The 19,414-nt window shown below is 59.4% G+C and carries 19 protein-coding genes; 7 read left to right on the top strand and 12 right to left on the bottom strand.

Translation table 11 applies throughout. The features are described 5' to 3' along the window. Positions 1-98 precede the first annotated feature (98 nt). Complete coding sequence (lpxO, locus tag ACA057_RS16765; protein ID WP_497340552.1) at positions 99-998, top strand: lipid A hydroxylase LpxO; 900 nt, start codon at positions 99-101, stop codon at positions 996-998. Between the two features lie 121 nt (positions 999-1,119). Here lpxO and ku read toward each other — a convergent pair whose 3' ends face one another. After that, positions 1,120-1,980 (bottom strand): non-homologous end joining protein Ku, encoded by an 861-nt coding sequence (gene ku / locus ACA057_RS16760; protein WP_497340550.1) that lies wholly within the window; start codon positions 1,978-1,980, stop codon positions 1,120-1,122. Between the two features lie 203 nt (positions 1,981-2,183). On the opposite strand from ku, the gene ACA057_RS16755 reads away from it, so the two are divergent. Then, a complete protein-coding gene (locus ACA057_RS16755; RefSeq protein WP_497340548.1) occupies positions 2,184-2,540 on the top strand; it encodes a hypothetical protein in 357 nt (118 codons plus the stop codon). Positions 2,541-2,591: 51 nt separating this feature from the next. Next, a complete protein-coding gene (locus ACA057_RS16750; protein ID WP_497340546.1) occupies positions 2,592-3,743 on the top strand; it encodes a PQQ-dependent sugar dehydrogenase in 1,152 nt (383 codons plus the stop codon). Between the two features lie 36 nt (positions 3,744-3,779). Here the strand turns inward: ACA057_RS16750 and rimI are convergent, their stop codons facing one another. Then, complete coding sequence (gene rimI, locus ACA057_RS16745) at positions 3,780-4,880, bottom strand: ribosomal protein S18-alanine N-acetyltransferase (protein ID WP_497340544.1); 1,101 nt, start codon at positions 4,878-4,880, stop codon at positions 3,780-3,782. 92 nt (positions 4,881-4,972) lie between these two features. On the opposite strand from rimI, the gene ACA057_RS16740 reads away from it, so the two are divergent. Together ACA057_RS16740 and ACA057_RS16735 are read left to right on the top strand one after the other, a co-directional pair. Then, a complete protein-coding gene (locus ACA057_RS16740; RefSeq protein WP_497340542.1) occupies positions 4,973-6,547 on the top strand; it encodes a RimK family ATP-grasp domain-containing protein in 1,575 nt (524 codons plus the stop codon). A 7-nt stretch (positions 6,548-6,554) separates the two neighbouring features. Next, on the top strand, positions 6,555-7,478 hold the full coding sequence (locus ACA057_RS16735; RefSeq protein ID WP_497340540.1) for a magnesium transporter CorA family protein: 924 nt from the start codon (positions 6,555-6,557) through the stop codon (positions 7,476-7,478). A gap of 110 nt (positions 7,479-7,588) precedes the next feature. On the opposite strand, the gene ACA057_RS16730 is transcribed toward ACA057_RS16735, so the two are convergent. Continuing rightward, positions 7,589-7,906 (bottom strand): DUF2834 domain-containing protein, encoded by a 318-nt coding sequence (locus tag ACA057_RS16730; RefSeq protein WP_497340538.1) that lies wholly within the window; start codon positions 7,904-7,906, stop codon positions 7,589-7,591. Positions 7,907-8,154: 248 nt separating this feature from the next. Here ACA057_RS16730 and ilvA point away from each other — a divergent pair, with 248 nt between their 5' ends. Further along, positions 8,155-9,168 (top strand): threonine ammonia-lyase, biosynthetic, encoded by a 1,014-nt coding sequence (gene ilvA / locus ACA057_RS16725; protein ID WP_497340536.1) that lies wholly within the window; start codon positions 8,155-8,157, stop codon positions 9,166-9,168. 13 nt (positions 9,169-9,181) lie between these two features. On the opposite strand, the gene eco is transcribed toward ilvA, so the two are convergent. Continuing rightward, positions 9,182-9,664 carry a serine protease inhibitor ecotin gene (eco, locus tag ACA057_RS16720; protein ID WP_497340534.1) on the bottom strand — a complete coding sequence of 161 codons (483 nt, stop codon included), beginning with the start codon at positions 9,662-9,664 and terminating at the stop codon, positions 9,182-9,184. A 304-nt stretch (positions 9,665-9,968) separates the two neighbouring features. Here eco and ACA057_RS16715 point away from each other — a divergent pair, with 304 nt between their 5' ends. Continuing rightward, positions 9,969-10,238 (top strand): DUF1652 domain-containing protein, encoded by a 270-nt coding sequence (locus ACA057_RS16715; protein ID WP_497340532.1) that lies wholly within the window; start codon positions 9,969-9,971, stop codon positions 10,236-10,238. A 77-nt stretch (positions 10,239-10,315) separates the two neighbouring features. Here the strand turns inward: ACA057_RS16715 and ACA057_RS16710 are convergent, their stop codons facing one another. From ACA057_RS16710 to ACA057_RS16675, 8 genes are all read right to left on the bottom strand, one after another. Then, the gene (locus ACA057_RS16710) at positions 10,316-10,588 is read right to left on the bottom strand and encodes a DUF2790 domain-containing protein (RefSeq protein WP_497340530.1); all 273 of its coding nucleotides are present in this window, start codon (positions 10,586-10,588) and stop codon (positions 10,316-10,318) included. Between the two features lie 294 nt (positions 10,589-10,882). Then, a complete protein-coding gene (locus ACA057_RS16705; protein WP_497340528.1) occupies positions 10,883-11,827 on the bottom strand; it encodes a carbohydrate kinase family protein in 945 nt (314 codons plus the stop codon). Positions 11,828-11,840: 13 nt separating this feature from the next. Continuing rightward, on the bottom strand, positions 11,841-13,337 hold the full coding sequence (gene xylB / locus ACA057_RS16700; protein ID WP_497340526.1) for a xylulokinase: 1,497 nt from the start codon (positions 13,335-13,337) through the stop codon (positions 11,841-11,843). A gap of 183 nt (positions 13,338-13,520) precedes the next feature. Next, on the bottom strand, positions 13,521-14,993 hold the full coding sequence (locus ACA057_RS16695; protein ID WP_497340524.1) for a mannitol dehydrogenase family protein: 1,473 nt from the start codon (positions 14,991-14,993) through the stop codon (positions 13,521-13,523). 15 nt (positions 14,994-15,008) lie between these two features. Further along, entirely contained in the window at positions 15,009-16,112 is a 1,104-nt protein-coding gene (locus ACA057_RS16690; protein ID WP_497340522.1) for an ABC transporter ATP-binding protein, read from the bottom strand. 153 nt (positions 16,113-16,265) lie between these two features. Further along, the gene (locus ACA057_RS16685) at positions 16,266-17,096 is read right to left on the bottom strand and encodes a carbohydrate ABC transporter permease (protein WP_109786963.1); all 831 of its coding nucleotides are present in this window, start codon (positions 17,094-17,096) and stop codon (positions 16,266-16,268) included. A 10-nt stretch (positions 17,097-17,106) separates the two neighbouring features. Then, entirely contained in the window at positions 17,107-18,033 is a 927-nt protein-coding gene (locus ACA057_RS16680; RefSeq protein ID WP_497340520.1) for a carbohydrate ABC transporter permease, read from the bottom strand. Positions 18,034-18,095: 62 nt separating this feature from the next. Then, on the bottom strand, positions 18,096-19,406 hold the full coding sequence (locus ACA057_RS16675) for an ABC transporter substrate-binding protein (RefSeq protein ID WP_497340518.1): 1,311 nt from the start codon (positions 19,404-19,406) through the stop codon (positions 18,096-18,098). Positions 19,407-19,414 lie beyond the last annotated feature (8 nt).

Here is a 19,414-nt window from a genome sequence, read left to right as displayed (position 1 = left end):
TGGGACCGCTGTTTCGTATTCAGACGCTGCACAATGCCCTCGGACCGTTTGGCCGGCAGGGGACGCAGTTTGTTCACTTCTGACGTGTGACGATATCTGTGAAACTTCTCATCGCTGCTATTTATGTTGTCTCCATCGCGTACGTCCACCTGCGCGGTCGGGTGCGTCACAAACTCGGTCGCCAACTGAGCGACCATTCGAGCTTTCTGGCGCCGATCAATTGCTTCCTTTATCTGTTCTCGAAAATCCCCAACAAGCCTTACCTTGATCCCGCCGATTTCCCCGACTTGAGTCCGTTGCAGACCCATTGGGAAGAAATTCGCGCCGAAGGCCAGAACCTGCTCAGGGCCGGGGAAATCAAACGCTCGAACCAATACGACGACGTGGGCTTCAACTCCTTCTTCAAGACCGGCTGGAAGCGTTTCTACTTGAAGTGGTACGGCGACAGCCACCCCTCGGCGATGAAGCTGTGCCCACGCACCACTGAACTGGTGCAGAGCATCGGCTCGATCAAAGCCGCGATGTTCGCCGAATTGCCACCGGGCTCCAAGCTGGTTCGTCATCGCGATCCGTACGCCGGTTCCTACCGTTATCACCTGGGCCTGGAAACGCCGAACGATGCCGGCTGCTACATCAACGTCGATGGCGAGCCTTATCACTGGCGTGACGGTGAAGCGGTGATGTTCGACGAGACCTTCATTCATTACGCCGAAAACACCACCGGGCAGAATCGCATCATTCTGTTCTGCGACATTGAGCGCCCGATGAAATATCGCTGGGCAGCGGCGTTCAATGGCTGGTTCAGCCGTAACGTGATGTCAGCGGCGGGTGCGCCGAATGATGGGGGCGACAAGACCGGGGGAATTAATCGCCTGTTCGCCAAAATCTATAAGATTCGTCTCCGTGGCAAGGCGCTGAAGAAGCGTAATCGCAAGCTCTATTACCTGGAGAAGTGGGCGATTTTTGGTGGCCTGCTGGCGGTTTTTGTACTGATCTAGTCTTTCGCGTTAAGGCAGATAAAGCATTCGCGAGCAGGCTCGCTCCCACAGGGGATCGAGTTCCAATGTGGGAGCGAGCCTGCTCGCGATGGGGCCATAACAGTCACCGCAATACAATCAATCAGCCACGAGACGTCTTCGTGGCTTTTTTGTTCGCGGCGGGTTTCGCGGCCGGCTTGGCTTTACCGGCGCTCTTGCCGCCAAGGCTGCGTTTAAGCAGCTCGGTCAAATCGATAACATCCGCCGTTTTCCGCTCTTCTTCGCCAGTCGCTGTCTCCACATCCTCGATCTTGCCTTCATTGGCCTTCTTCTCGACCAGCGCCATGATCTTGTCTTCAAAACTGTCGCGATAGTCGTCAGGTTTCCAGTCGGCGCTCATGTCTTCAACCAGACGCTTGGCCATGTCGAGCTCACCCTTGGCCAGTTCCGGTTTGGTCACTTCGCTGCCCAACTCAAGCGTGTCGAGGCTGCGCACTTCCGCCGGCCAGCGCAGCATCACCAGGACCATCGCCGATTCCAGCGGCATCAGTGCCGCCAGGTGCTGGCGGGTATGCAGCACCACATGGGCGAGGGCGACCTTGTTGGTTTTGCTCAGGGTTTCGCGCAACAGTGCATAGACCTTGCCGCCGCGCTTGTCCGGTGCCAGGTAATAGGGTGTGTCGATGTTCTGCAGGGGAATCTGGTCACTGTCGACAAAGGAAAAGATGTCGATGGTTTGCGTGGACAGCGGATGCGCCGACTTGATCTCCTCCTCACTGAGCACCACGTAGCGGCCCTTTTCATACTGCACACCTTTGACGATGTGCTCCTTGGTGACTTCCTTGCCGGTGACCTTGTTCACGCGTTTATAGCCCACCGGTTCCATGCTGCGGCTGTCGAGCCAGTCGAAATCCACCCCTTGCGAAGACGTCGCCGAGACCAGCGCCACAGGGATATGCACCAGCCCGAAACTGATTGCGCCTTTCCAGATTGCCCGTGCCATGGTCGTCTTCTCGTGAGTGATGTTCAGGTGACCGGTGACGCCGTGCAAAAGTTTCAGCGCGCTGCGGCCCGGCCCTACGGGCGGATCGGCGGTGTGGTCAACTCGTGTTACACCTTGTGAAGCATGTTTTAGTTAACAAATCCGAACCCCGGGCGTAGCGTGCTATCGAAGGTCCTATCCACGCTGATGTCGAGAGGCTTCCCATGAACAGATTTGTGCTCGGCTGCACCGCGTTGGCGTTGAGTGGCTTGCTGAGCCCGCTGGCCCAGGCCGGGAGCGCACCGGCAACGCCTTCGTTGCTGTTGGCCCAGAGCCCGACGGGCAACGCCAGCAATCCTTACAACAGCCCGATTCGCCGGGCCAACCCCAACAGCATGCAAGGCACGCAACCCAGCGCGCCAGCCATTCGTGGGCCCAATACCGTGCCCGTGCCTCGACCGCCGACCCTTGACAATGGTGGCGTCGGCAACCGTTATCCTCAGGACCGACCACCTCCCGCCAGCCAGCCAAAATTCATTCCCAACCCACCTCATCGAGACGCGGACACCAGCAACCGTTGAACGGCAGGACAGCGTTCTTGCCAGCCATTCGAACGACAAAAGGAATCGTGCATGTTGCGTAAAACCCTCCTGGCCACCTTCTGCGCCAGCGCACTGATCACCGCTGCAGCGCCTGTTTTCGCGGCGCCGACGCAAGAGCTGAACAGCGAACAGGGCACCCTCGAAGTCACGACCATTGCCAAGGGGCTGGAGCATCCCTGGGCCTTGGCCTTCCTGCCGGATCGCAAGGGAATGCTGGTAACCGAGCGGCCCGGCAACCTGCGCGTCGTCAGCGCCGACGGCAAGCTCTCAGACCCGATTGATGGCGTGCCCGAAGTCTGGGCCAAGGGGCAGGGTGGTTTGCTGGACGTGGTGTTGTCGCCCGACTTCAAGCAAGACCGCACGGTCTACCTGTCGTATGCCGAAGGTGGCGGCAAGGGCGACAAGGCCGGCACCGCGGTGGGTCGCGGACAGCTGTCCGAAGACCTGACGACCCTCAAGAACTTCAGGGTTATATTCCGTCAGGAACCCAAGCTCTCGGTCGGTAACCACTTTGGCTCGCGGCTGGTGTTCGATCGCGATGGCTACCTGTTTATCACCTTGGGCGAGAACAACGACCGGCCAACGGCGCAGGACCTCGACAAGCTGCAAGGCAAGGTCGTGCGAATCTACCCGGACGGCAAAGTGCCGGATGACAACCCCTTCGTCGGTCAGGCCGGCGTACGCCCGGAAATCTGGTCCTACGGCCATCGCAATCCGCAAGGCGCGGCACTCAACCCGTGGACGGGCACCCTCTGGGAAAACGAACACGGCCCCCAGGGTGGCGATGAGGTCAACATCATCGAACGTGGCAAGAACTACGGCTGGCCGCTGGCAACCCACGGCATCAACTATTCCGGTGGGCCAATTCCGGAGGCCAAGGGCAAAACCGCCGAAGGCACCGTTGCACCGCACCATGTCTGGGAAAAGTCGCCGGGGCTCAGCGGCTTGGCCTTCTACGACGCGGATCGGTTCAAGGCCTGGCAGCACAACGCATTTATCGGCGCGCTGGTGAGCCAAGAGTTGATCCGCCTGCAATTCGACGGCGACCGGGTGGTTCACGAAGAGCGATTGATGGGTGAACTCAACAAGCGCATCCGCGATGTACGGCAGGGCCCGGACGGGTATTTGTATGTGCTCACCGACGAGGATGACGGCACGTTGTACAAAGTCGGCCTGAAATAACCCACCAGAGTGATCGTTCCCACGCGGAGTGAACGATCAGTCTGAAGGGGCATACAGAATCACCGCCGCCCTCAATTTGCCCCGGCCAAAGCTGCTCATTTTCTCAAACTCGGCATGGCTGACCGGCAAATGCTGGCAGTCCATCGGTTGACGATGTTGGCTGTGATCGACATCAGGGTCATGCAAATAGACGAATTCATCATCGCAATCGGTGACGATCACCCAATGCGGTGATTTCGAGCGGGTCAGCCGATAACTGCTGATCAGCACCAACGGCTGGCCGCCGGCGTCCAGTAACCGTGGCAGCTGCAACGGCCCGCCGATCACCCGTTCGACGTCGGTGGCTTGCAGCTGTTCGGTGAACTCATCATGCACCAAACGCATTACGTCTTTTTTATGCTCATCACGCACACCATCGAGGAACAATGGTCCGGCCATGCTCAGTTGCAGGCGCACCCGAAACCCGCGTCTTAAAGCGGCCAGTGCCAGCCCTTGCGGGCTGCAACCACCGTGGCCGGAGGTCATGAACACGGTGGTCGCTTCGCGCCAGATCTGCAGTTCTTCGCGGCGTTCCAGCGTTCGATCCTGTTGCAACGCACCCATGGCCATCAGCAGGCAGGCCGGGCCGCAGGTGAAATCGGTGGTCTGCGGGTAATACGGCACCTTGATGTTGCGTGAGTCGCGGTGCTGGAGGATGCGTTTTTCCAGGCGCAGCGCATCGGCATGGTCCTGGTAATAGTCGTGAATCAGCGCGAAACGCCGATAACCGTTGCGCTCATACAAGGCGATCGCCGCCGGGTTATCGATCCGCACCTCCAGCCGCAGGTAGGCGCAATCGTGCTCAAGGGCGCAGGCCTCGATGCGTTCCAGCAATTGCTTGCCCAACCCGCTGCCACGCGCCTGTTCAGCAATGGCGATCGAGTAGAGACGCGCCAGCGAAGTGCCCCGATGAAACAGCACCACGGCGTAACCCACCAGGTGTTCGCCGCGCTGGGCCACCAACAGTTGCCCGTGGGCGCGGCTGATCATCCATTGAAAACTGCGGCTGTTGAGCCGATCCGTGGTGAAGCATTGTTGTTCAAGTTCCAGCAGTGCCGGCAAGTCTTCAACAACCGCCAGGCGAAAAACCAGATTCATATGACCACCGTAAAAGTTGCGTAACGAAACGAGACTTTCAAAAAACTTCGTGCTTAATAGGAAAGGTCTTGTTCTCCAACGGATCAATCACTATGTCAGCGGTACAAGGTCATTGGCGCGAAGTATCCGAGCAAACTTTGCCGGCAGCAACTTATTTAAATGACGCAGCTAGAACTTCAAGTCAATTGATTATCATCGTCGAACGCAAGGAAGACTGGGCGTCGTATTTCCCAAGTGAGGACATTGTCAGCGCCCAGGAATACCTTGAGCAGACGCGGGACAATGAGCAGGGCAAACGGGTCCAGGTGATCAACCTGTGCCGCAGCTACAAGTACCTGGGGCACGGGTATTACTGCTCGTTGCTGGCGGAGGCACGGGGGCACAAAGTGATTCCGTCGGTGCGAACCATCAGCGAGCTGACCAAAAAATCCTTGTACGGTCTGTCCCTGGACGACCTGGATAAACCTTTGGAAAAAGCCCTCAGCAATCATCTTTACAGTGACACCGAAGGTTTTACCCTGACGCTGTACTTTGGCAGGACTAACATCGAACCGTTGCAGGATCTGGCACGTCAGTTGTTCGAAGTGTTCCCGTGTCCGATTTTGTTAGTTGAGTTTCGCCGAACTAACGGTTGGCACATCGAAGGCATAAAGTCCGGCGCCTTGCATAAGTTGCGTGAGGATCAGGAAGATCAATTTGCCAACTCGCTCGACAGTTTCAGTCGCAAGATCTGGCGCGTGCCACGCTCCCGCCGGTTGGCGCGGTATGACCTGGCGATTTTGCACGACCCGCAGGAAGCGTTGCCACCGTCCAACGCCAAGGCCCTCGACAACTTTGTCCGGGTGGGCAAGACATTGGGCATCGACGTCGAGTTGATCGAGCGCAAGGACTACGCGCGTATCGCCGAATATGACGGGCTGCTGATTCGCGAGACCACCAGCGTCGATAACCACACTTACCGCTTCGCCAAGAAAGCCGAGAGCGAAGGCTTGGTGGTGATGGACGACCCGGCCTCGATCCTGCGCTGCACCAACAAGGTGTACCTGACGGACCTGCTCAAAAGCCATCAACTGGGCATGCCCGCCACCGAAATTCTGTACAAGGAACGACCGGAAGATTTCGAACGTGTCGGCGAGCGCCTGGGCTTTCCGTTGGTATTGAAGATCCCCGACGGCTGTTTCTCCCGTGGCGTGATCAAGGTCGAAAGCCAGCAAGCCTTGCTTGAAGCCACCGCTGAACTGTTCGAACATTCGGTGCTGTTGCTGGCCCAGGAATTCTTCTACACCGAATACGACTGGCGCATCGGCGTGCTCAACCGCAAACCGATCTTTGCCTGCCAGTACTTCATGTCCAAGGGCCATTGGCAGATCTACAACCACAAGGCCAAGGGTCAGGACATCAACGGCGAGTGCCGCACGTTGGCGGTCCACGAGGCACCACGGGCGGTGGTGGAACTGGCGGTGAAGACCGCGAACCTGATCGGCGATGGCCTCTACGGCGTCGACCTCAAGCAGTCCGGCGACAAAGTGGTGGTGATCGAGGTCAACGACAACCCGAACATGGACGCCGGCATCGAAGACGCCTACTTGCAGGACGATCTGTATTCACTGGTGCTGGAGGAGTTCGTGCGTCGGTTGGAACTCAAACGCCGCGGCCAGGCCTGGTGAGCGGCCGATGATCAAGAGTTTCCAACTCAGCAACGGCGCGCTGCACGCCGTAGAACGGCTGGACGCCGAGGTGATGCTGTTCAGCAACCCGGATGCGGCCGAACGGGACTTGCTGCACAGCCATTTCAAACTCGATGAACACGCGCTGGCCTCGGCCCTGGACCCTGACGAGGTGTCGCGCATCGAGTTCCATCCCGACAACCTGTTCCTGATCTGGAAACGCCCGGAAAACTACTCCGGCGCCGGCAGCCTGGCCTTCGAAGTATCGTCCTGCGGCTTGCTGTTTTCCCCGGGGCGTTTGCTGGTCATCGCCACCGACGACTCGCCGCTCAGTGGCCTGGGCATTCGGCAGCAGTTGAACACGCCGCTGGATGTGTTGCTGCACCTGCTGTTCAACAACATCCATCACTATCTGGGCCACCTGAAGGTGATCAAGTTGGTTGCGCGGGAGTTGCAGCAGAAATTCAACGCCTCGATGCAAAACCAGCACCTGATCCAAATGTTCAACCTCAGTGAAAGCCTGATCTATTACATCAATGCGATCCACAGCAACGGTGCGGTCCTGACCCGGCTGCGCAACCATGCGGAAAAGGAACACTTCAGCGCAGCAGCCATCGGCCTGATCGACGACCTGATCATCGAAAACAACCAGTGCTACAAACAGGCGGAAATCTACTCCACGGTGTTCTCCGGGCTGATCGACGCCCGGGGCAATCTGATGAACAACAGCATGAACAACCTGTTGCGCAAGCTGACGTTGATCAACGTGGTGTTTCTGCCTCTGAACCTGATTGCGAGCATTGGCGGGATGTCCGAATTCAGCATGATGACGTCGGGCACGCCGTGGTGGGTTTCGTATCCGTTGTTTCTCTCGGCGATGATGCTGGGGGCGGGGGGGATGGTGCTCGGGCTCAGGCGGCTGGCCAAGTGAATGCGGTGACTGTCAGGCCGACTTCGCCAGCAGGCTGGCTCCCACAGTTGACCGCGTTCTCATGTCGGACCCGGTGAAATGTGGGAGCCAGCCTGCTGGCGAAGGCAATCTCATGTACGCAACTTCCTATCCTGCAAACCACGAACCACCAGATACAACAACGGCCCGACCGACACAAAAATCGCGGTAATCAACAGGTAAGGAACAACCGACCACCCCGACTGCCCACGCTTGCGCGCATCGCGATACATCCAGATACCCGCCAGGACTGCCAGCAAGTAAAGATCAATCACCACCTGCGCCGTATCAGGCCGCGACATCAGGCTGATGCCAAAGTCGATCAATGACTGTTCAGCCTGGAGCATCACCGACACGGTGTAGCTGGCGAAGGCGATAAGGGCTACGAGGGGCAGGGCGACAGACTTCATGGTGTCCTTCCTTGGGACGATGAGCAGAATCGCCAGCCTACAGAGCCCGGACAAAATTGGCCATTGACTTGCCATTAGCGCCCGGCTAGTTTTCACACATGACTTCCACCGTATTGCGCTGCCAGCCAAGCATTATTACCGCCATTCCTTATCTGGCGGGCTAGCTCACGACTGCAGCACCCAACCCGCCCTAGAGGCGGGTTTTCATTTTCTGTCTCCGGGGCGCCGATCTTAGCCAGGAGATGACCATGAGCAGCACCCAGGCCCAGCAAACCTTGCTTGAGCATTACGTGAAAAAAATCCTCGCCGCGCCCGTGTATGAATTGGCGGTACGCACGCCGCTGCAAGACGCTCCGGCGCTGTCCGAAGCCTTGGGCAATCGGATCCTGCTCAAGCGTGAGGACTTGCAACCGACCTTTTCCTTCAAGATTCGCGGTGCTTTTAACAAGCTGGTGCAATTGAGCGATGAGCAAAAGGCTCGCGGCGTGATCACCGCATCGGCGGGCAATCATGCCCAAGGCGTGGCGTTGGCCGCTCGCGAATTGGGGATTGCCGCCACTGTCGTCATGCCGTGTACGACACCGGAATTGAAGGTGCTCGGTGTGCGCAGTCGCGGGGCCGATGCGGTGCTGCACGGGGAGAGCTTTCCGTTTGCCCTGGAACATGCCTTGAATCTGGCACAGCAAACCGGACGCACCTTTGTCTCGCCTTTCGATGACCCGGAGGTGATCGCGGGGCAGGGCACGGTGGCGATGGAAATCCTGCGCCAGCACCAAGGACCGCTGGACGCGATCTTCGTCCCGGTGGGTGGAGGTGGCTTGATCGCCGGCATCGCCGCGTACGTCAAATACCTTCGACCTGAAGTCCGCATCGTCGGCGTCGAATCGGAACATTCCGCGTGTTTGTCCGCTGCGTTAGAGGCGGGTGAGCGAGTCGTCCTGCCCACCGTAGGCACCTTCGCCGATGGTGTAGCCGTCGCCCAGATTGGCGCTCATGGTTTCGAAGTTTGCCGGTTTTGCGTCGATGAGGTGTTGACGGTCAACAATGACGAACTGTGCGCCGCGATCAAGAATATCTACGACGACACGCGCTCGATCACCGAGCCTTCCGGCGCACTGGCCGTGGCTGGAATCAAAAAGTACGTGGCGCAAACCGGCGCCCGTGGTCAGACCCTGGTGGCCGTCGACTCGGGGGCCAATATCAATTTCGACAGCTTGCGTCATGTGGCCGAGCGCGCGGCAATGTGCGACGCGCTGGCGTAAGGGGATGCCTCGGTTATTCCTGTATGGCTTTCTCGACGGTGCTCGATGCCGACCAGATGCGGTAGCGGACGTCGACGTCCTTGGGCACGTAGAGCACGATCGGCAATTTGCTGTTGTAACGCAGCAGGAAGCCGTCGCCGACCACCGGCACGAAGTCCTTTTTGCGCTTGCCATCCGGGCAGGCCATGAGAGTGCTCATCGGGCCGATGACTTTTTCCAGTCGGTAAAACGGGTAGCCCCAGCCTTCAAGGTTTTTCTCCTCAAGAATGCCGCCCAGGCGTTGGCGATTACAGTCGACGTCCAGGGTTTTGCCGGCGAGGATTTCGACCTGGAAGCTGTCTTCCTGAGCCTGTGGGGCGAGATGGATCACTTGGCGGGTAAAACCGCTTTCAGGTTTCGGGAACGGTGCGATGTCTTCGAGTTTCGCTCCATGAGCGACAGTCGACAGTGCGGCAACCATTAGCCCGACGGTCGTTTTACAGGTCAAACAACCCATGATGCCTCCTTGCGTGTGAGTGGGGTGGGCAGATATTCAATGGCCTCGCGGCATTCTTGCTGCCGTGCGCGGCTATTGCAAACTCATCGCGGCAAGAATGCAAATTGCAGGGGTGTCACAGGGCTTTCTTGCAGATTGCATGAGGGTATTTACAACTAGTTACGCTAAACGCTTGATTTGCCGATGAGCTGCACGGCGAAATTCTGGGCATGTTTTATGCTGTAGCTGCTCTTAAGCTGACCGCGGATTTCAGGAGTCGGCGTTGATACTTTATTGGCAGTCTCATATTAAGGAGAGGGTCGCCATGTTTCTTTCTGCCTTGGAACTTCGCAATATCGTTGAAAGCAGCTTTCTGCCGAAACGCTGTCAATGCACGCTGTCGCCGGACCTGTCGATGACCGTAAAAGTGTATGCGGACGGTAAAACCGATCAACTTGATCTATTGGTCACCGGTATCAATGCCAAACGGCTCAATGGCTGTCGCGAGATCAATGACCTGATCGCCGAGTTGCGCTCGGACATGCAGCACAAGACGAATGCCGAGACTCTGCATCCGGATAGAAAAGCTCTCTAACCTACGCCCACTCTTACGCCCATTCTATCGACAGTCGCTTGGCCTGGAAAAAACCCCAGGCCGAGCGCCAGGTTCGGTCAGTTCTGCATGCTGCAAGCGTCGGACAACTTCCTGTAGGTGACTTCCGAGGGTTTGCCGTTGGTGTCGATGTACTTCATCTCAGCCTTCACCACTTTGCAATCCAGGGTGTTGGGTTCGGTCAACGAAACGACCTTGCCCACGTTTAGCGGCATGCCGTAATGGTACGACGGAGCAGTGGCTTCAGAGGATGAGGTGTCGTTGGCTTGGGCAAGACCGCTAAGGCCAGTGCAGGCGAGGGCGGCGGTAACCCACAGTATGCGCATGTTCATGAACGTTCTCCGGTGCGGACGGAAAGTCAGCTCGACGTAACGGATGTCGAACCTGCCGCACTGGGCGTCAGAAGAGTCTGAGGGCGTGCGGTCCAGTAAAGTGTTGGACCGCGGGATTAAGCGTTGGTTAACCTGGCTGAACGCCACCTGTCGCCTGGCTAAAGGTTTTCGGTGTGAGGAAGACCGCTATCGCGAGCAGGCTCGCTCCCACAGTGGAACTTCGGTGAACACAGAGTTTGTGTTCGGCAACGATCAAATGTGGGAGCGGGCTTGCTCGCGAAGAGGCCCTCAAACTCAGCGAAGATCCGACTGCCGCCGATACGGCAAATCCGGCCCGGTCTTGCTGCACGTCAGTGCCGCCGCCTGCACCGCAAACCTGAGCATCGCATCGATCTGCTCTCGCCCCAGCCGCTGCAATCCTTCAATCGAATCCAGCTGCTGCTCCGTCAACCAGGTAATCAAGGCCGCCTGGAATGTATCGCCAGCCCCGACGGTATCGGCAATTTTCACCGAGCTGGCCGGCACCGACCACGCACCATGAGCCCGGCTGAACACCGTCGCCCCCTCGCCACCACGGGTCAGGAACACCAACTGACAGCGGTGTTGCAGCCAGCCTTCGATCACCCGCTCAGGGTCTTGCTCGGGATAGAGCAGGCTCAAATCTTCGTCACTGACTTTGATCAGGTCGGCCAACTCGACCAATGAAGCAATCCGCGAACGCCACAGCTCGATATTCGGCTCAGGGTTGAGCCGCACGTTTGGGTCAAGACTGATCAGACGCTTACCACTTTCCCGGCGCACCAACGCCAGCAACGTATCGGCAATCGGTTGCACCACCAGCGAATACGAACCGATGTGCAAACCGCGCACTTCAGGCCCCAGCGCCGGCAAATGTTCCGGTTTCAACTGCCGGTCAGCGCAACCTTCACCGCGGAAGCTGTAGTGCGGGGAACCGTTGGCACCGACCGCGACCATGGCCAGCGTGGTGGGCGCGGCGAAGTCCACCAGGTAGTCCGGGCGCACGCCTTCGTCCTGCAGCACCTGCTGCAAACGTCGACCCAAGTAGTCGGTCGACAACCCGGCAAACAATGCCGCGTCCACGCCCAACCGGCGCAATCCCACTGCGACGTTGAACGGCGAGCCGCCGGCGATCGCCTTGAAATTCACTTTTGAAGCCAGGCCGCTGGCGTCTTCTTCACTGAAGAAATCGAACAGCGCTTCACCACAGACCAGATACATAGTTGTTCGCTCTTTAAAAGGTTGCGACATGCTGTTGATAGCGTTCATAGGCCTGCTGACAGGCCGCCACGTTGTCGGCGATCGGCAAGGTTTCACTGGAGAGATCGAGCTTCACACAACGCTCGCAAAGATCCGCCAGGCTGTCCTCGCGCCCGTTTGCCCAGGACGTGCACCACGCCGCCTGAATCGCCGCCCCGAGGGCAGCGGCTTCGCTGTGTTCGGTGCAGATCACTGGCGTGTTCATGATGTCGGCGACCATCTGCCGCCACACCAGACTTTTCGAACCGCCGCCAATCAGGCAAATGCTGCGGCTTTGTAAGCCATTGCGACGCAACAGGTCCAGTCCATACCGCAAACCGAAGGTCGTGCCTTCCACCACGGCGCGGCACAGGTTGGCCTGGGTCAGGTTGGTCATCGTCAGGCCCAGCAGGCTGCCGGTGGCATGGGGCAGGGCGGGGACGCGCTCACCGTTGAGAAACGGCAGCATGCACACGCCTTCGGCACCGATCGGCGCTTGCTCGACCAGAGCGTTGAAACGTTCGATGTCCAGCTCGAACAACTCGCGAATCGCCCCGGTGGCATTGGTCAGGTTCATCGTGCAAATCAACGGCAGCCAGCCGCCGCTGGAAGAACAGAACGTCGCGACCGAGGCATCCGGGCTGACGTTCGGCTGATCGGCATAGGCGTAGACCGTCCCCGAGGAACCGAGGCTCATGGTGATCGCGCCGGGTTGTATGTTGCCGGTGCCGATGGCGCCCATCATGTTGTCGCCGCCGCCGCTGGACACCAGTGCTTGCGGATTGATGCCCAGGTGTTCGGCGATGCTCGGCAGGATCGTGCCGACCGCCTCGTGGGCGTCGATCAGCTCCGGCAGCGCGGCTTGCAGGCGGCCAGTGGGGTCGATGTCGCGCAGCAACTGCAAGTCCCACTGGCGGGTGCGCACGTCGAAATACCCGGTGCCCGAGGCATCGCCGTATTCGCTGCAACTGCGGCCGGTGAGCCAGAAATTGAGGTAGTCGTGGGGCAGCAGGATGCGCGCGATTCGGGCGAATACTTGCGGGTGCTGTTCTTGGGTCCAGAGCAGTTTGGAAACGGTGTAGCCCGGTGCGATGACCACGCCGAGGCGTTCCAGCGAGCCTTTTTCACCGCCCAGATGCGCCAGCAAGCGCTCGTTCTCCCGGGTGGATTCGGTGTCGCACCAGAGCTTGGCCGGGCGCAGGACCTGGCCTTGGTCGTCGAGCAGCACCAGGCCATGTTGCTGGCCGGAGACACCGATGCCGAGGATGTCCTGGCCGTCGACATTCGCCGCGAGTAAAGCGCGGTGAGTGGCCAGGCTGAAGGCTTCCAGCCATTGGCGGGTGTCTTGCTCGCGGCGGCCGTTGGCACCGCTGATCAGCGTATGGGCAGCGGCGCCTTGGCCGAGCACCTGACCGCTGATGGCGTCGAGGACGATGGCTTTGGTGCCTTGGGTGCCGCAGTCGATGCCGAGGAACAGGTGTTGGTTTGCCATGGAAGATCCTTGGTGTGTCAGGTCGATTTCAGTGCACATTCAACATCATGTCGTTTGTCAGGCCGCCATCGCGGGCAAGCCCGCTCCCACAGTTATCAATGTTGTTCACGAAATATGTGTTCGCAGAAGAACCCTGTGGGAGCGGGCTTGCCCGCGATGACGGCAGCAACGTCGCCGCTCAATTCAGGCCAGCACCCGCTCCAACGTCCGCGACACCCCAACATCGCGCAAGCTGTTGCAGCACCACTCAAACGCCGCTACAAACGCCGGCGAACGTGGAATCGCCGCACCAAAAATCTCCTCAACCACCAACAACCGCTGGGTGATCAACGCATCATCAACCACCAGCGCCTGACAGAACGCCGCCCGCGGATCCGGAATGGCATAGGTCTCGCCATTCTCATCCACGCCCTTCAAATACAACGCCCATGCTGCCACCACCAGCGCCGCACGTTTGGTCTCTCGACCATCGGCAATCAGGCGGTTAATCGTCGGCACGGTGAACTTGGGAAACTTCGACGACCCATCCGAACACACCCGCTCAAGCTGATCGGCAATCGCCTGATTGGAAAACCGCGCCACCAGCGTGTTCTTGTACTCAGTCAGGTCAATCCCCGGCACCTCGGGCAGTTGCGGGGTCACGTCCAGGTCCATATACGCTCGCATGTACCGCACAAACAGCGGGTCGTTCATGGTTTCGTGAACGAAGCGATAGCCCTTCAAAAACCCCAGGTAAGTCAGTGCCAGGTGACTGCCGTTGAGCAGTTTGATCTTCATCTCTTCGTATGGCGTGACGTCGTCGGTGAACTGCACGCCGACCTTTTCCCAGGCCGGACGACCGTTGACGAACTTGTCTTCCAATACCCACTGCACAAACGGTTCGCAGACCACCGGCCAGGCGTCGTCGACCGCGTGTTTGTCGTGCAGTTGCAGCTTGTGTTCGGTGCTGGTCATCGGCGTGATGCGGTCGACCATCGCGTTGGGAAAACTGACGTTGCTGGCGATCCAGTCCCGCAAGTCGGCGTCGCGTAGCGCAGCGAAAGCCAGCAGCGCTTTGCGGGTGACCGCGCCGTTGTGCGGCAGGTTATCGCAGGACATCAAGGTGAACGCTGGCGTACCGGCGGCGCGGCGTTTGGCCAACGCGGCACAGAGAAAACCGAACACGGTTTTGGGTGAATCCGGGTGCGTCAGGTCGTGCTGGATCTGCGGCAAGTGCGCCATGAACTCGCCGTTGCTGTCGTCGATGCAGTAGCCGCCCTCGGTGATGGTCAGCGAGACGATGCGGATATCGGGGCTGGCGAGTTTGTCGATTAGCGCCGCCGCGCTGTCTTCGGCCAGCAGCATGTCGCGCAGGGCGCCAATGACCCGGACTTCGGTGTCGTCGGTGTCGCCCAGTTCAAACAAGGTGAACAGGTAATCCTGCTCCTTCAGGTCGTCTCGGGCCCGACGGTCTTCGGCGCGCAGGCCGACGCCGCAAATCGCCCAGTCCAGGCCTTCGCCGGTGTTCATCAGGGCGTCGGTGTAATACGCCTGGTGCGCCCGATGGAAACCGCCGACGCCGATGTGTGCGATGCCTTGGCGCGTATCGCTCAGGGCGTAGGCGGGCAGGACCACCTCGGGGGCGAGGCGGTTGAGGTTGTGTTTATTCAGTTTCATCACAGGCTCTCTAAATCAGGCTGCAGCGCGCAACGGGCGGGTCAGCGCCACGCCGTCGGCATCGAATAAATGGCAGTGTTCGGCGTCCAGGTGCAGGCTCAGTGCTTCGCCGTAACGACTGGCCAGATCGCCGCGAACACGCATGGTCAGCGCTTCACCGGAAGCGGTCATGACGTGGCAGAAGGTGTCGCTGCCCAGGCGTTCGCTGACGTCGGCGGTGACTTGCAGTGTGCAGTCGCCGGTGTGCGCCAGGTTCAGATGCTCCGGGCGAATCCCCAGGGTCACCGCGCCGCCGACGTTCAGATTGGCACCGCTCAGCGGCAGGGTGATGCGGGTGCCAGCGTCCAGCAGTACTTCGACATTCTGGCTTTCGACGCGGGTGACCTGGCCTTTGAGGAAGCCCATTTTCGGCGTACCGAGGAACCCGGCGACAAACAGGTTGGCCGGCTGGTGATACAGGTCCAGCGGCGAGCCGACTTGCTCGATCTTGCCGCCATTGAGCACGACGACTTTGTCGGCCATGGTCATGGCTTCAACCTGGTCGTGGGTCACGTAGATCATCGTGGCTTGCAGTTCTTTGTGCAGGCGCAGCAGCTCCAGGCGCATCTGCACCCGCAGGGCGGCGTCGAGGTTGGACAGCGGTTCGTCGAACAGGAAGATTTTCGGGTTGCGCACAATGGCGCGGCCGATGGCGACGCGCTGACGCTGGCCGCCGGAGAGCTGTTTCGGCTTGCGTTCAAGCATCGGCCCGAGTTCAAGGATGCGCGCCGCTTCACCGACTTTCTTCTCGACTTCGGCCTTCGGTACGCCGGCCAGGTCGAGGGCGAACGACATGTTCTTTTTCACGGTCATGTGCGGGTACAGGGCGTAGGTCTGGAACACCATCGCCAGGTCGCGCTTGGCAGGGCTGACTTCGGTGATGTCGCGGCCATCGAGTTCAATGGTGCCGCCGCTGACTTCTTCCAGGCCGGCGATCAGGCGCAGCAGCGTGGATTTACCGCAGCCCGAGGGGCCGACGAAGACCACGAATTCCTTGTCGTTCACTTCCAGGTCGATGCCTTTGATGATGGAAAAGCCTTCGAAGCCTTTTTGCAGATTCTTGATTTTCAGGTTGGCCATGATGATGGGCCTCCACATTTTTGTTCAGTTGAGCCAGGTGGGCTTTTTTGTGGGAGTGAGCCTGCTCGCGATGAGGCCGTGTCAGTCGACATCACTGTTGAATGACACTCCGCCATCGCGAGCAGGCTCGCTCCCACAGGGGGCGAGGCAGATTTACTTCACGGCGCCAAACGACAGGCCGCGCACCAGTTGTTTCTGACTGATCCAGCCGAAGATCAGGATCGGCGCGCAGGCCAGGGTCGAGACCGCCGACAACTTGGCCCAGAACAGCCCTTCAGGACTGGAGTACGAGGCGATCAACGCGGTCAGCGGCGCGGCTTTCGACGAGGTCAGGTTCAGCGACCAGAACGCTTCGTTCCAGCACAGGATCAGCGACAGCAGCACCGTGGACGCCAGGCCACCCTTGGCGATCGGCAGCAGCACGCGGACCATTTCCTGCCACAGCGTGGCGCCGTCCAGGCGGGCGGCTTCGAGGATGTCCTTGGGGATGTCCTTGAAGTAGGTGTAAATCATCCAGACCACGATCGGCAGGTTGATCAGCGTGTAAATGATGATCAGCGCGATGCGCGTATCGAGCAGGCCAAAGCTCTTGGCCAGCAGGTAGATCGGCATCAGCACGCCCACCGGCGGCAGCATCTTGGTCGAGAGCATCCACAGCAGCGTGCCTTTGGTGCGCTGGGTTTCGTAGAACGCCATCGAGTAGGCCGCCGGCACCGCGATCAACAGGCACAGAGCCGTAGCGCTGAACGAAATCACCACCGAGTTCCAGGCGAAGCTGAAGTAATCGCTGCGCTCGTTGATGTGCAGGTAGTTCTCCAGTGTCGGCGTGAAGATGAACTGCGGCGGCGTGGCGAAGGCGTCGATTTCGGTTTTAAAACTGGTCAGCACCATCCAGAAGATCGGGAAGAAAATCAGGATCGCGATGGCCCAGGCCAGCGTGCCCAGCAGCAGGCTTTGCAGACGGCGGGATTGTTGAAGAGTCATGGCGCAGGCCTCAGGCTTTGTCTGTCAGGTTTTTGCCGATCATGCGCACCAGCACGATGGCCGCGATGTTGGCGATCACCACCGCGATCAAGCCGCCAGCGGACGCCATGCCGACGTCGAACTGCACTAGCGCCTGGTTGTAGATCAGGTACGCGAGGTTGGTCGAGGCGTAGCCCGGGCCGCCGTTGGTGGTGGTGAAGATTTCGGCGAACACCGAGAGCAGGAAAATGGTTTCGATCATCACCACCACCGCAATCGGCCGCGCCAGGTGCGGCAGGGTCAGGTGCCAGAAAATCGCTATCGGACCGGCGCCATCGAGGCGCGCGGCTTCTTTTTGTTCCTGATCGAGGGACTGCATGGCGGTCATCAGGATCAGGATTGCGAACGGCAGCCATTGCCACGACACAATGATGATGATCGACAGCAGCGGGTAATGCGCCAGCCAGTCCACGGGCTGCGCGCCGAACAGCTTCCAGACGTAGGCGAGAATCCCCGACACCGGATGGAAAATCAGGTTCTTCCAGATCAGCGCGCCGACCGTGGGCATGATGAAAAACGGCGAGATCAGCATGACCCGGACGATGCCGCGACCGAGAAACTCACTGGCCTCCAGCAACGCACTGATCAACACCCCGAGCACCACGCTGATCAGCAGCACGCTGCCCACCAGCAACAAGGTGTTGGTGGCGCCGGGCATAAAACCCGAGTCGGTCAGGAAGTAGGTGAAATTCTCCATCCCGACAAATTCGTTCTCGCCGGGGTTGAGCAGGTTGTAGCGAATCACCGAGAAGTAGAGGGTCATGCCCAGCGGCACGATCATCCACAGCAGCAACAACGCCACCGAAGGGCTGACCAGGAACCAGCCGGGGTTACTCAACCGGCTTTTACGCACCGGTTGGGGAATGTCCATGTGAGCTTTGGCAGTTGAAATATTCATGGCGATAGAACCGATTTAAGAACAGGAGCAGAACGCGAAACCTGTAGGAGCGAGCGATGCGGTTACTTGGGGTAACCGGCGCGCTTCATCTCACGTTCGGTGGTTTGCTGGGCGGCGGCCAGGGCCTGGTCGACCGTGGTTTGACCAATCAGCGCTGCCGAGAACGACTTGCCCACCTGAGTGCCGATGCCCTGGAACTCAGGAATGGTCACCAGCTGGATGCCGATGTAAGGCACTGGCTTGACGCTCGGTTTGCTCGGGTCGGCGGCTTTCAGCGACTCGAGGGTCACCTTGGCGAACGGCGCGGCGCTCATATAAGCCTCGCTGTAGGTCGAGGCCCGAGTGCCTGGCGGCACGTTGGCAATGCCGTCTTTTTCGGCGACCAGCGCGCCGTACTCCTTGGACGTGGCCCAGGCGCTGAAGGTTTTCGCGGCGTCCTTGGCCTTGGAACTGGTCGGAATCGCCAGCGCCCAGGAATACAACCAGGCCGAGCCTTTGTCGGTGGTTTCATGCGGCGCGTAAGTGAAGCCAACGTGCTCGCTGACCTTGCTTTGGGTCTTGTCGGTGACAAAGGAACCGGCGACGCTGGCATCGACCCAGATCGCGCATTTGCCGCTGTTGAACAGCGCCAGGTTCTCGTTGAAACCGTTGCTCGACGCTCCCGGCGGGCCGGATTTTTTCATGGTGTCGACGTAGAAATTCAGGGCGTTTTTCCATTCCGGACCGGTGAATTCCGGCTGCCACTTCTCATCGAACCAGCGCGCACCGTAGGCATTGGCCACGGTAGTAATCAGCGCCATGTTCTCGCCCCAGCCGGCCTTGCCGCGCAGGCAGATGCCGTACTGCTCTTTATCCTTATTGGTGAGTTTGCTGGCGAACTCGCCGATCTGGGTCCAGGTCGGACGCTCGGGCATGGTCAGCCCGGCGTCCTTGAACAGGTCGGTGCGGTAATAGGTGATCGAGCTTTCGGCGTAGAACGGCAGGGCGTAGAGCGATCCTTTGACCGACAGGCCTTCACGTACCGACGGGAATACGTCGTCGAGCGCGTAGCTGGCGGGCAAATCCTTCATCGGCTCCAGCCAACCCTTGGCACCCCAGAGTGCGGCTTCGTACATGCCGATGGTCAGCACATCGAACTGGCCGCCCTGGGTGGCGATGTCGGTGGTCAGGCGCTGGCGCAGGACGTTTTCTTCCAGCACCACCCAATTGAGCTTGATGTCCGGGTGCTCGGCCTCGAAGGTTTTCGAGAGCTTTTGCATGCGGATCATGTCGCTGTTGTTGACGGTGGCGATGGTCAGGGTCTGGGCGCCGAGGCTGACGCTGCTGAGGGTCATGCAGGTGAGGGCAAGCAGAGCTTTTACAGAAGGTTGCATCGTGCACT

It is taken from the genome of Pseudomonas sp. LBUM1661, from assembly GCF_059695925.1.
This window is presented reverse-complemented; position numbering and strand designations above follow the sequence as displayed.